This window comes from Corynebacterium sp. Marseille-P4611 (assembly GCF_916618765.1).
In the GTDB taxonomy this organism is placed as follows: Bacteria; Actinomycetota; Actinomycetes; order Mycobacteriales; family Mycobacteriaceae; genus Corynebacterium; species Corynebacterium marquesiae.
Window position 1 is genome coordinate 1,008,093 of sequence record NZ_CAKAKD010000001.1, and the last position, 13,328, is coordinate 1,021,420.

At 58.2% G+C, this 13,328-nt stretch carries 10 protein-coding genes; 3 read left to right on the forward strand and 7 right to left on the reverse strand.

Annotated elements, in window-relative coordinates:
• Position 1 precedes the first annotated feature (1 nt).
• Positions 2–592, forward strand: a complete 591-nt coding sequence (locus LG376_RS04955; RefSeq protein ID WP_198492140.1) for a nucleosidase — start codon at positions 2–4, stop codon at positions 590–592.
• A gap of 53 nt (positions 593–645) precedes the next feature.
• On the opposite strand, the gene LG376_RS04960 is transcribed toward LG376_RS04955, so the two are convergent.
• The 7 genes from LG376_RS04960 to LG376_RS04990 all read right to left on the reverse strand — a co-directional run bounded on the left by LG376_RS04960 (position 646) and on the right by LG376_RS04990 (position 10,296).
• On the reverse strand, positions 646–2,019 hold the full coding sequence (locus tag LG376_RS04960; RefSeq protein ID WP_225746349.1) for an AI-2E family transporter: 1,374 nt from the start codon (positions 2,017–2,019) through the stop codon (positions 646–648).
• 118 nt (positions 2,020–2,137) lie between these two features.
• Entirely contained in the window at positions 2,138–5,581 is a 3,444-nt protein-coding gene (locus tag LG376_RS04965; protein WP_225746350.1) for a bifunctional proline dehydrogenase/L-glutamate gamma-semialdehyde dehydrogenase, read from the reverse strand.
• 581 nt (positions 5,582–6,162) lie between these two features.
• Entirely contained in the window at positions 6,163–6,822 is a 660-nt protein-coding gene (locus LG376_RS04970; protein ID WP_225746351.1) for a response regulator transcription factor, read from the reverse strand.
• An 11-nt stretch (positions 6,823–6,833) separates the two neighbouring features.
• Complete coding sequence (locus LG376_RS04975; RefSeq protein ID WP_225746352.1) at positions 6,834–6,989, reverse strand: hypothetical protein; 156 nt, start codon at positions 6,987–6,989, stop codon at positions 6,834–6,836.
• A gap of 90 nt (positions 6,990–7,079) precedes the next feature.
• Positions 7,080–7,760 carry a sensor histidine kinase gene (locus LG376_RS04980; protein ID WP_225746353.1) on the reverse strand — a complete coding sequence of 227 codons (681 nt, stop codon included), beginning with the start codon at positions 7,758–7,760 and terminating at the stop codon, positions 7,080–7,082.
• A 606-nt stretch (positions 7,761–8,366) separates the two neighbouring features.
• Positions 8,367–9,440, reverse strand: coding sequence for an IS30 family transposase (locus LG376_RS04985; protein WP_225747348.1), 1,074 nt, complete (start codon positions 9,438–9,440; stop codon positions 8,367–8,369).
• A 679-nt stretch (positions 9,441–10,119) separates the two neighbouring features.
• On the reverse strand, positions 10,120–10,296 hold the full coding sequence (locus LG376_RS04990) for a hypothetical protein (RefSeq protein ID WP_179387052.1): 177 nt from the start codon (positions 10,294–10,296) through the stop codon (positions 10,120–10,122).
• Between the two features lie 453 nt (positions 10,297–10,749).
• Here LG376_RS04990 and dnaK point away from each other — a divergent pair, with 453 nt between their 5' ends.
• Both dnaK and grpE read left to right on the forward strand, forming a co-directional pair.
• Positions 10,750–12,600 (forward strand): molecular chaperone DnaK, encoded by a 1,851-nt coding sequence (dnaK, locus tag LG376_RS04995; RefSeq protein WP_005325523.1) that lies wholly within the window; start codon positions 10,750–10,752, stop codon positions 12,598–12,600.
• Positions 12,600–13,307: a nucleotide exchange factor GrpE gene (grpE, locus tag LG376_RS05000; RefSeq protein ID WP_225746354.1), complete on the forward strand. Its 708-nt coding sequence runs from the start codon at positions 12,600–12,602 to the stop codon at positions 13,305–13,307. The genes dnaK and grpE overlap by 1 nt, the downstream gene beginning before the upstream one ends.
• Positions 13,308–13,328: the final 21 nt, after the last annotated feature.

The window sequence follows — 13,328 nt, forward strand, 5'->3', positions numbered from 1 at the left end:
CATGGAGAATCTCAACGGACGCCCCCTTTTCGTCGCCGCTGTGGACGCGGAAGCCGCCCACATTCCGGAAGGCGAACCCCTGCTCATCACCGGAATCGGTACGGTTCCGGCGGCCATTGCGCTGACGGAAGCTCTTGCCGACGCCCGCGCTAACGGCGCCCTTCCCGATCGCGTGGTCAACATTGGCACGGCCGGCGCGCTTGTCGACGGCATGGCTGGCGTCTTCGAAATAGGCAAGGTCACCAAGCATGACTTCAAGTTAGAAGTGCTTACCGATATCAACCGCTACCTGCTGCCAGAGGCCATCGAGCTCGAGACCTCCGGCCGCCTGCCGGTGCGCGGACTGGCCACGGGCGACATGTTTGTCTCCGATACCGCCCTGCGCACCGAGCTGGCCAAGAAATCGCAGCTGTGCGACATGGAAGGCTATTCCATCGCCGCAGTATGCCAGCGCTTCGAGGTGCCCTGCACCCTGCTCAAGCAGGTCTCCGATTCCGCCAATGAGGAATCCAAGGGCACCTGGGCCAACGTCCTTGACTGCGGTGCGCGCCAGCTCGCCTCGGCAGCTACGGACCTAGGCTTTCTGCGCTAAAAACTAAAAAGCGCGCCGGGGAGGACCGGCGCGCTGCTTGTTGTGGCTGAGTCTTAGCTCAGCGGGCTCATGGACTGGTAGAGCTGCTCTACCTTGTCGCGTGGGGTCTCATCGTGTTCGTAGGTGAAGTCGCTGAAGTCTTCAGGATCGTCCTTGGAGCCGGTGATGATGTCTATATCGGAGGGCTCGACTTCGCCGGAGCGCAGCGCGGCCATCTCGGCGTGGTAGCGCACGACAACGGCGATGGTTGCGGCCACGGGGACGGCGAGGAAGGCGCCCACGATGCCGGCCAGGGTGGAGCCGACGGTCACGGAAAGCAGGACGATGGTGGCGTGCAGGCCCATGGCCTTGGACTGCAGCATCGGCTGGAGGACGTTGCCCTCTACTTGCTGGACGATGATGATAAGCGCCAAAGCAAGAAGTGCGTTAGTAAGACCGTTGGACACCAGCGCAACGATGACGGCGAGCGCACCGGCGGTGACCGCGCCGATGATCGGGATGAAGCTGGCGAAGAACGTCACCACGGCGATGACGAGCGCGAGCGGAACTTGCAGAGCCCACAGGCCAAGGCCGATGAGAACTGCGTCCACCATGGCCACCGCGGCCTGCGCCTGGATAAAGCCGGACAGGGTCTTCCAGATGCGCGCGCCGAGCTCGGTGATGTGCCAGCCGGTGGAGTTGCCGGTGTACTTGCGCAGCCAGGGCAGGAACTTGTCGCCGTCTTTAATGATGAAGAAGGTGACAAAGAGCATGATCAGCGCGGCCACGACGATGGAGCTGGCCATCGAGAAACCAGAGATAACGCCGGTAGCGATGGTAGAGGCTTGGCCCTTGGCAAACTTGACCACGTCTTCGAGCACGGACTGTAGCTGGTCACTTTGGATATCGATGGGGGACTCTTCCACCATTTCCGTGAGTTGACTGATGCCATCTTCAGCTTGGTCAATGAGTGTCTGGCTTTGGTTGGTGACAACCGGGGCCATGGCGGCGAAAACACCGCAGAAGATAATGATGAGACCGAGCAAGGTGCTGACCGCCGCGAGCGAGCGCGGGAATCCCTTACCACGCAGCCAAGCGCTGATCGGATAGAGCACCGTGGAGACGAGGATGGCGAGCAGGACCGGCAGCAGGCCTACCCAAATGAACTTGAGCAGGTAGCCGGCCAGCGCTAGGCCGGCGACGATAAGGATAAAGACCACCGAGACCTTGGCCATGGTGCGGAAGTCCTTGGCCAGGACGGCGGATTTATCGTCGCGCTCGGCAGGGTGCTCGCTGGCAGCCTCTGCACCAAGGTGCGCATCATCATAAGAGACGAGGGTATGCGAATCTTCCTCGCCCGGCTTTTGGATCTGTGTTGCGTTGCCTTTTTCCTGCGCAGACGGGCGCTTGGCCTCGTCGCGGGAAGACGAATTATGTGACGTAGACATTGCCTACCACTATGCCACATAAAACTCGCAGCGCATATACGAAAAGGAGGTAGCAGCCCACGGGCGGGGCGCTACCTCCCTTCAGTACCTTTAACACGTCCGCTGACGCGGCCGGGATTTACTCGTCACGCAGGTTACCTACGTTGCGGATAATGCCGAAGCGGTGCATGGTTACCGAGACTGCCTGCTCAAGGAGGTAAGGAAGGAGCTCGCGGCGGCCGTCGGCAAGCACGGGCTGGTCCAGCACCACGGAGTTGGAGCGTACCGCGGCCTCGTAGATGGAATCCGGCACGGTGCCCAGGGCGCGCACGCGGGAGGAGGCGTCATTGGCCACGGCGGTGGCAAAAGCCTCGTCGGTGATGGCCTTGACGTCGAAGCCGAGGTCCTGCAGCTGGGTGGCAACCTCCGGGGTGGCGGAGATTTCCGTGGCGGTGCCGGTAATTGCGGCGGCCAGCACCTGGCGAGCAACCTCGCGCAGCTCGTAGCCTTCGCCCACGCGCACGCGCAGCTTGGTCAGCAGTGGACGGTAGCGGAAGATATTGGCCTCAGAAACCAGGCCGGTGCGGTCGTGGTTGCGGCCAAACTCTTCCTGCCACGCCACCTGGTCCAGTTCAGCGGCGCGCCACAGCCAGGTGATGTCCTCCTCGGTGAGCTTGTCAGAGAGGTTATCGCGCAGGCGGTGCAGCGCGGCGAGGCTTGCTGGGGCGATATCTACGTTGCGCGGCTTGAGCTCGCCATCGGCCCACTCACCCATCTGTGCCACGTAGTTCGGGCCGCCAGCCTTGGCGCCCGGTCCCATGACGGACTTCTTCCAACCGCCGAAGGACTGGCGCTGGACAATCGCGCCGGTGATGCCGCGGTTGACGTAGGCGTTGCCCACCTCAACGTTGTCGATCCAGTACTCAATCTCGGCGTCGTCAAGCGAGTGGATGCCGCCAGTTAGGCCGTAGCCGGTGTCGTTTTGCCAGGCAATGGCCTCTTCCAAGGTATCGGCGTACATGATGCCAAGGATGGGGCCGAAGCACTCATTCTTGTGGTACCAGGAGCCCGGCTGCACATTATCGCGAATGCCCGGGGACCACAGGGTGCCTTCCTGGTTGAGCTTTTCCGGCTTGAGGAGCCACTTCTCACCCGGCTCGAGCTGGGTGAGGCCACGCAGCAGCTTCTCGCTTGGCTCTTCCGCTAGGCCATTCATGGTGGTGGTGATATCGAAGCCCGGGCCCGGCTTAAGGGTCTTAACGGCATCCAGCAGCTGGGTGCGCAGGCGCTCGGACTTACCCGCCGCGCCGACGAAGATAACCAGGGAGGCCGCCGAGCACTTCTGGCCGGAGTGGCCAAAGGCGGAGTTGTAGAGGTCATCGATGGCCAGGTCTGGGTCGGCCGCAGGGGTGATGATGAGTGCATTCTTGCCGGACGTCTCCGCCATAATGTTCATCTTCGGCTTCCAGGAACGGAAGAGCGCACCGGTATCGGACGCGCCGGTGAGGATGACATTGTCCACGTCATCGTGGGAAAGCAGCGCCTTGCCAGCCTCGGCCTCATCTGTGAGCACAAGCTGCACCAGATCCGGATCCAGCCCCTGCGCCTCGAGGGCGGTGCGGAAGGCTTCCACCACGAGCTTGCCACAGTGAACTACCTGCGGGGCTGGTTTGACGATAACCGCCGAGCCGGCCGCCAAGGATGCCGCAATGCCGCCGGTCGGGATAGCAATGGGGAAGTTCCATGGCGGGGTCACCACGGTAACGGTGTGCGGGGTGAACTCGGAGTAGGACTCCTCCAGCAGGCGCGCGGACTGGCCGTAGTAGGTGCAGAAGTCAATCGCCTCAGAGACCTCAGGGTCGGTCTGGGTAACGGTCTTATTGGCTTCATACGCAGCCACGGAGATGAACTTGCCGCGCTGGGAGGCAATCTGATCTGCCACGGCCTCCAGTGCCGCGGCGCGCTCGGCGGCAGGGCGCTTGCCCCACTCGGTGCCCAGCTCCTTGGCGCGAGCGATGTGACCTTCGACCGCCGTAGGGTCGGTAACCTCCGCGATGCCGTGCTCGCCCGGATTGCGTTTGAGCGCTTCCTGCGCCCACTGGCGGTTCGGCGCGAGCGCCGGGTCAGTGTCTGCCTCGTTGGTAAAGCGGCCGGTGCGCGGTGCCTGGCGGCCGTCCTCCTCGAGGCGGTTCTGGGTACGGCGGGCGCCAGCGAAGGTGTCCCAGCGCTTGGCGACGGCCCGACGGAACGTCTCTTCCTGATCCGCCAGCGGCTCCTCGCCTGGGGCAAAGAGCGCGTAGAGGAAGTTCTGCGGCGCGGAGTTTTCCTCCAAGCGGCGTACCAGGTAGGACACGGCGACATCGAAGTCTTCTGCGTGGACAACCGGGGTATAGAGGATCTGGCGGCCGTCAAAGACCTTGCGCACCGCTGCCTGCTGTGCTGGGGACATGCCCTGCAGCATCTCCGAATCCATCATGTGCAGCACGCCGCGCTTCTTACCCAGCTCATAGGCCATTGCCGCGGTGTAGAGGTTGTGGGTTGCTACACCGATGCGGACGCTATCGGCGTACTCTTCGCGCAGGATGAAATCCAATAGGCGGTAGTAGTTGGCGTCAACGTCGAGCTTGTTGGTGTAGGTAGCCAGCGGCCAATCGTGGACCTCGCCCTGCACGGTTTCCATGGATAGGTTCGCGCCCTTTACAATGCGCACCTTGACCTTGCCGCCGCCCTTAGCCACGCGCTCCTTAGCAAAGTCAGCGATATCCTTGAGCGCATCAAAGGTATCCGGCAGGTAAGCCTGCAGCACGATGCCGGCATCCAGGGTGAGGAATTCCGGCTCGCTGAGTAGCTCTTTGAACAGGCGGATGGTCAGGTGGAGGTCGTGGTACTCCTCCATGTCCATGTTGATAAAGACCTTGTCGGTTCGGTTCGCCGCAGCCTGGTACAGCGGACGCAGGCGCTCCTTGAGGCGCTCTACCGAGCCATCGATATCCCAGTGGTTAAGCTGGGCCACCATGGAGGAAGCCTTGACCGAAACGTAGGTTACGCGGGGGTTTTGGATGAGCTTGAGGGTGCGCTCCGCGCGGGACTTAGCCTCTTCCTCACCGAGCACGGCCTCACCCAGCAGGTTGAGGTTAAGCTGCTCCCCGGATTGGGCGGCCTTGTCCAGGATCTTGTTGAGGGCATCAGACTCGGCGTCCAGAACCAGGTGGCCAACCATCTTGCGCATGTACAGGCGGGCAACCGGCATGACTAGGTTGGGCAGGATTGGGCCGAAGAAGCCACCGGCACCAACGAGCGCACCATTGATGCTGCCGAGGAACGACGGGTCATAGTGAGAAGAAATATCCTTCAGCGCATGTGCGGCAACCTTGTCATCTTCTGGGCGCATGACGCGGTCGACGAAGTCCATGGTGAACTTCACGCCGTCCTCATCGCGCAGCAGGTCTGCGAGTTGTTCGGTGGCTTTATCTTCTTCGTCCGCAGTGGACTTCAACCAGTCGTGGGCGCGGCTGATAGCTGCAGGCAGGACTGCTTCCACATCATCAGAGATGGGCAAGCGGGTATTAGCAGGAGAAGTCATATGGGTTCTACCTCTTTTTCAAACGGGTCACATCCCCTTAACCGCTAGCAGTATTCGTGCCGGACAGTGGGCTGCCGGGCGATACAGGCGGCTGGGACGTAAGCGGTGAGCTATGTGGTGCTGCAGGGCTGCAGTCGGGTGAGGAGCGAACACGCGGGTGCGCGCGACGCAAAGTGAGGGTCGCAGGGATTCGGAGTGAAGTGCGATGTTCAGCGGGCCACTATGCGGGCCGAATGTGGACGGGAGGCCTATCGCTGCTGCGACGAACGCGCGCCAGGTTGGTGTTCAACTCTCACCTGCTTTCTATGACGTGACTGTGTAAGGCTAGAGGAAAACGCGAGCGCCATAACGCTCTGACGTGCGGCAACCCTGCAGGTTCAGGTTCCAAATGTTGCCTGGGAAATACTAAGAACTTTTGTGTTGCCGCAATTATAGGAAAGCGGCAAACGTGATGCTAGTCTCTTTTGAAAAATGGCAAGCGGGGGTGGAAAAACAAAAAATAAACCCCAGCATGTGGGGTTTAGAGGGGGTGTTAACTCATCCGGGGGTAGCCCACCCCCGGATTATCCAACAATTGGGTTCTAAGAACCGTAGCCGGCCTTGAGCGCCTTCACCGCCAGCTCGAGTCGCGATTTGGCGTGGAATTCACTGAGTAGAGTGGACACATACTTCTTCACCGTGCCCGGTGCATAATGCGTGCTCTTGGCAATCTCTTCGTTGGACTTTCCTTGACAGACCAAGTCCAGGACCTGCTCTAGCGCAGGGGAGATATGGTGATTGTCCTTGATCTTGGCGGTTGCGGCAGCCGCATCGGCGCTGGTTCCCTCAGCGTTCCAATCGGGAAGCTGCTCAAACAAGCGGGTAAGCGACTGTGGGGTGACAACCGTGCCGCCGCGCACGGCCTCGCGCACGGTATCCAAAATGTAGACCGGCTTGGAGCTTTTTAAAATATAGGCCGCGGCCCTATTGGACATGACCTCTTTGAGGGTCTCGTCATTGTCCATCGCGGTCATCGCAACAAAGACAGGTGGTTCTTCCAGCTTGTTGACCTCACGCAAGAGGGTCGTGCCATCCATCTCGGGCATATGGATGTCCGCGACAATGACGTCAAAGTCCTGCTCTTGCAAAAGCTCGAGAGCGACCTTGCCATTTTCTGCGGTGGCGCGCACCTCCATGTCCTCAGCCGAGGCGAAGTAGCGCCCCAAGGCCTCAAGGACAAGTGGGTCGTCATCGACGACCAAGAGGGATATTTTTACTTCACGCACCATGGAGCCGGGCAACCAAATGCAATATCGACGGGAGATGCGTATGCCGTAGTCTTTGGCAGCTCACCAGGGGTAAGGCCGGCGCCGAAGATGGAAGAAGACAACATGAGTGGGGCGAGAAGACTTGCGAGTGCGGCCTGCATCAAGGCGCTCCTTTTGTGAAAGTTTGAATAGGCAGAAACAAGCGAAAGCTTAGTGTAAGAATTAAGTCTTTGCTATACAACGTGGTGGAACTAACGCCGCTTATGGGCGCTGGGCGGCAGAAATAGATTCAACTCCCATTTTCCAGACTCCAAATCCGTGTCCAATCGCGCGTTCATTGTGGCCGCAATCCGGTTCATAGAGGACATACCAATGCCGGAGGACATTTCGGTGTTCTTGCTTGTTGGTTTTGCTACGGGATTAGTGATGGTAATGACCGTCCAGCCCATATGCGGTCGAACGGAAATTACAATCTCCGCCCCTGGTGGAGAATACTTCACCGCGTTTAGGCAGGCTTCTGTGGTGATGGCTGCGATGGGTTCTAGAATTTCTTGAGGAAATTCTGGCGCAAACTCCTCGCCCTTGACCTCAACGATGGGTGATCGATTGAGACGGGAAAGGCGTTCCTCTTCCTCTGAAATGAGCTGGGCAAAGCTTGTTGGCTTGGTGGTTGAACCAAAACTCATGCCGTCGTTAATGTCATCGATATTATTTCGCAGGACCTTGGTCAGTGCCCGTACTTCCGACATGGAAGAGCGCATGGAGTCGCTGAGGGCATCGAGCTTTTCCGCTAGCTCTGGCAGCTTGGAATATTCGAGACTTAGAGCCTCTAGCTGCATGGTGTTTACCGTTAGGTTAGAAACAACCGAGTTGTGCAAGGTTTCGGCGAGGTCGGTTTGTCGGCGCTTCACGTCATCGTTCCACTCCACCATGGCAGATCTATATCGGTTTGCAGAGTGGGCGAAGGTCGCTCCAATTACGCCACCGACGCCAATTAGCATTCCCCAAGTGAAAGCTGGGGCAGGGTGGATACTTAGTTCAAGCGTTTCGGGATCAATGAGCCCGCAAATCCATAGGAGTAGGCCGACAGCAATTGTGTGGCTATGTTTGCCGTGGTAAGCAACTACCGCTAGGAAAATCGGAGCTAGGAACACCGAACAAATAAAAGGGGTTCTAGTAAGAAATGTAGCGATTAGCCACACGGCAATAAAGGTACCGGCCATTCCCAAAGGCCAGCGAAAGCCTGAAGTAGTTATCACTGTGAGAACTAATCCAAGAATGGCTGCCGATAACTGATGTTCTGTGGGGGTAAGGAATGCGCCTAGCAGGGTAAGGACAACGCAGAAGAAGGCAGTAATGGCTGCTGTTCGCTGCAGGGTCATGGCCGCGCGGATGCGTTGGTGAAGGGGCGGCTGTGAAGGTTTCGACACGGTGCGGTCCACGCTTCCTGGTTGCTAAAGCTCGATGGGGTTCGTCTACTTAGTGTAAGTACAACGGCCGCGAAGTAGGGCGGATTCTAGTGGTCGTGGAAACACTTCTTATGTTTCGGTTGAGTTTATCAGTGCGGCCATTTTCTCGGCTGGTGTTTGAAAGCCCAGGGTTTTGCGGGGGCGGCGGTTGAGTTGCATGGCGACGAATTCTAGGTCCGCTGCACTATGGACGCTTAGGTCTGTTCCTTTAGGGAAGTACTGCCTTAGTAGTCCATTGGTGTTTTCATTGGTGCCTCGCTGCCACGGCGAACCAGGATCGCAGAAGAACACGGGACACTTTGTAGCTACAGAAAAGGCCTTATGGCAGGCCATTTCACTTCCCTGATCCCAGGTAAGTGATCCTTTGAGATGATCTGGCAAGGTAGCAATCGCTTTAGTAAGTGCTTTATTTACTTCGGTAGCACTATGCCCATTAGGTAAATGCAGCAAGATGACATAGCGCGTGGTTCGCTCTACTAGCGTGCCAATTGCAGACTTATTACCCGCGCCTAAAATGAGGTCGCCTTCCCAATGACCTGGTACTGCTCGGTCGTCTACTTCTGCTGGCCGGTCGGAAATCATCACCATAGGGTCAACAAACCGCCTGCGGGCACTGCGCGTGCCACGAGGTCGACGTTGGGCGTGACCGCGACGCAGTGCAGCAGCGACTTCCTTTTTCAACTCACCTTTAGCCTGGAAATACAAAGACTGATAAATAGTTTCAGGACACACGTACATAGTCTCATCACCGGGGTAGCAGCTGCGCAACCTCCCAGAAATCTGCTCCGGCGAGTACCTATCTTTCACCATCGCCCAGACCACGGTGCGCAAACGTGGATTGGCATCAATCTTGCGCTTTTTCGGTCTAAACCTACGCAACACCGATTTACGGTGCGCATGCGTGGGAAGATACACCCCAAATTCATCCCGGTTGCGTTTAAGCTCCTTGCTGATAGTGCCAGCAGAGCGCTGAAGACGCCGAGCTATCTCACGTACACCTTTGCCTTGCCGGTCAAGGTCAAAGATGAGCTCGCGTTCTTCTACCGATAAGTAGCGCGAAGAAATACGCCTATCGATACGCTGTTGCGGAATAACCTGGACTGGAACTGCTTGGCGACCATCAACGTACTCAATTACCTGCATAAGCCTGTTATACAGCGCCACATCTGGGCCAGCCGGGACAAAAGGCACACGCCCAGTGGAAAGCTTAATGACACCTTTGTCTATATCAGCAGCATTACGCGGATGAATGCCACAGGCTAAAGCGGCATCTTTGCGGCCTAAAGCATTCGCGCGCAATTGCAGATAACTACACCGGTCAGTTGTGGCCGCAGCTTTTCGGCCATGCGGATTGCGCTTCCACAAACCAAGCTCAATACCGATGCGGTACACCGGAGAAGAGCCTATAGAAAGCTGGCGCGCAATATCCATCGGTGCCACACCTTCCAGCCACAGGCGAGCTATTTCCTCACAGTCATCCGAGCTAGTAGTCCTGCGGCGCTTGCGCGGCAAGTCCAACTCACCAGCAAGCCGATAAGCCACCGACCGCGCTAAACCAACCACCCCAGCAGCCGCCCGTATTGAACTACCAGCCCGAACCAACGACGCAAACCGCGCCACAACAGCAGAATCCGGAACCCATTTCGACTCCACACAATCACCTAACCCATGTCAGGTGTTTCCACGACCACTAGAAATCAAGTAGCTATTGAAAACAGCGAAACCCCCGCACCTTCGTGCGCGGTTCCTTGTGGTGGGTTCCGTGCGGAGGTAGAAGGTGAGGGGGTTTAGCTGGTCTTCATGAAGGAGTACAGAAGGCTAATTACTTAGCTTCTGCGGCAGCCTCTGCGTCATCCTTGGAGGACAGGCCCTCGAATACGGAGGACAGGCCCTCGGAGTCGGTGTTGGACTCGGAGGAAGCCTCGATGAGGCCCTTGATGCCCTTGATGAGTGCCTCGAAGTCGATGGCGGAGCTGAGGTCTGCGAGGGTATCGAACATATACATTCCTTTCGGATCGGCGGAGTAAAACTACAATCTCTCTCTGGGGTAGCAGCTCTTAACTGCTGTGATTCCTAGTATGCGGTAGCGGGGGCGGGCTGCCAATCCTCTTTTGGATCCTTTCTGAGGTGACTTTTGGATCCTCTTAGGGCTATTTAAGGACCTCTGTTTGGGTATGGGGTGGTGTTGGGTGAAGGGGGGTGATTGCGTGGAAGGTGGGAGTGGGCGTCGGCAAGAGTGGCGCTGAGCTGCACAAAAGGAATGTTGACAAGAAAAGTTGAGTCGCGGGGAATAACTTTTGTAGGCTTCCGGTTGTAAGGATTGAGTGACACAGGCTCAAGGTTGTGTGACCGGACGTGGAAGTTCTGTTACAGTAGCGCTCGGACGCAACGAGAAGTTGAGTCACTGACAGTCAACTTTATTAATTACCCCAAGATAAAAGGAGAAGAAATCATGGGACGCGCAGTAGGTATTGACCTTGGTACGACGAACTCCGTCGTTTCCGTATTGGAAGGTGGCGAGTCCACCGTTATCGCAAACTCTGAGGGCTCCCGCACCACGCCTTCCGTCGTTGCTTTTGCAAAGAACGGCGAAATCCTGGTCGGCCAGTCCGCTAAGAACCAGGCGGTAACCAATGTTGACCGCACTATTCGCTCCGTCAAGCGTCACATCGGCACCGACTGGAAGATCAACATTGATGACAAGGACTACACCTCCCAGGAGATCTCCGCTCGCACGCTGATGAAGCTGAAGCGCGACGCAGAGGCTTACCTCGGTGAGGATGTTACTGACGCCGTTATTACCGTTCCTGCATACTTCGAGGACGCACAGCGCCAGGCCACCAAGGAAGCTGGCCAGATTGCAGGCCTGAACGTGCTCCGTATCGTTAACGAGCCAACCGCAGCTGCTTTGGCTTATGGCCTGGAAAAGGGCGAGCAGGAGCAGACCATCCTGGTATTCGACCTGGGTGGCGGCACCTTCGACGTCTCCTTGCTGGAAATTGGCGATGGCGTTGTCGAGGTTATGGCCACCGCCGGCGATAACGAGCTGGGTGGCGATGACTGGGATCAGCGCATCGTCGATTGGCTGGTAGACCGCTTCAAGACCTCCCAGGGCGTTGACCTGACCAAGGATAAGCGCGCCGTGCAGCGTCTACGCGAGGCTGCAGAGAAGGCCAAGATTGAGCTGTCCTCCTCCCAGCAGGCCAACATCAACCTGCCGTACATCACCGTTGACTCCGATAAGAACCCACTGTTCTTGGATGAGACCCTGACCCGCACCGAGTTCCAGAAGATCACCCAGGATCTGCTGGACCGCACCAAGGCTCCGTTCAACCAGGTCATCAAGGACGCTGACCTTTCCGTCGGTGATATCGACCACGTTGTTCTCGTTGGTGGCTCCACCCGTATGCCGGCCGTATCTGACCTGGTTAAGGAACTAACCGGCAAGGATGCCAACAAGGGCGTTAACCCGGACGAGGTTGTTGCAGTCGGCGCTGCCCTGCAGGCAGGTGTTCTGCGCGGCGAGGTTAAGGACGTGCTGCTTCTCGACGTCACCCCGCTGTCCCTCGGCATTGAGACCAAGGGTGGCGTGATGACCAAGCTCATCGAGCGCAACACCACCATCCCGACCAAGAAGTCCGAGACCTTCACCACCGCGGAAGACAACCAGCCTTCCGTACAGATTCAGGTTTTCCAGGGCGAGCGCGAGATGGCTACCGCCAATAAGCTGCTCGGCTCCTTCGAGCTCGGCGGTATTGCTCCGGCACCGCGTGGTGTTCCGCAGATTGAGGTTACCTTCGATATCGATGCCAACGGCATCGTCCACGTAACCGCAAAGGACAAGGGCACCGGCAAGGAGAACACCATCAAGATTCAGGATGGTTCCGGCCTGTCCCAGGAAGAAATCGACCGCATGGTCAAGGACGCCGAGCAGCACGCTGAAGAGGACAAGAAGCGCCGCGAGGAGCAGGAGCTGCGCAATAACGCAGAGTCCACCTCCTACCAGACCCGCAAGTTCTTGGACGACAACGCTGACAAGGTATCCGAGGATGTTAAGACCAAGGTCACCGAGGCTGCTGACGCCGTTGATGAGGCTCTGAAGGGCGATGACCTCGAGGCCATCAAGTCCGCAGTAGAGAAGCTGTCCACCGAATCCCAGGAGATGGGCAAGCAGATCTACGAGGCACAGGCTGCTGAGGCTGGTGCTGAAGGCGCGGCTGATGCTGGCGCTGCTCAGGGTGACCCGAACGTCGTCGACGCAGAGGTAGTTGACGAGGACGAGAACAAGGATGGCAATAAGTAATGACTCAGGACAGCGGAATGCCGCACAACCCAGGCGACCCGGAAAACACGGATCCGGAGGCTACCTCGGCTGACCGCGCTGAGGCTGCTGCCGAGCAGGCCGAGGAGGCCCAGGCTGCGCAGGAAGCGCAGGCTGACGCCACCGAAGAAGCCGAGCTGGATCCCACCCTCGATGCTGACCTCGAAGAAGCGCTGGCAGATGTCAACACTGATGAGGTAGAAGCCGAAGCAGCGGGTGAGGAGCCCGCAGGCACCGGCGCCAGCGATGTGGAAGCACAGTTGGCAGAACGCACCGAAGACCTGCAGCGTCTGAATGCGGAATACACCAACTACCGCCGCCGCACCGAGCGCGACCGCCAGGCCGTAATCGAGACCGCCAAGGCCAAGGTCATCGCAGATTTCCTGCCTGTCCTTGATGACTTGGAGTTGGCTCGTGAGCACGGTGACTTGGAAGGCCCACTCAAGGCGTTTGCGGATAAGCTCCACAGCACGCTGGAAAAGCACGACCTCGCTGCTTTTGGTGAGGAAGGCGATGCCTTCGACCCTGAGGTCCACGAAGCCGTGCAGGACTTGTCCACCGGTGATGAGCAGGTGCTTGGCACGGTGCTGCGCAAGGGCTACCGCGTGGACGACAGGCTCGTACGCAATGCCATGGTCATCATCGCGGACCCCAGCGATGAGTCCGGCAGCTCGGAAGAATCCGAGTAAATAACAAAAAGGGCGCCCTGG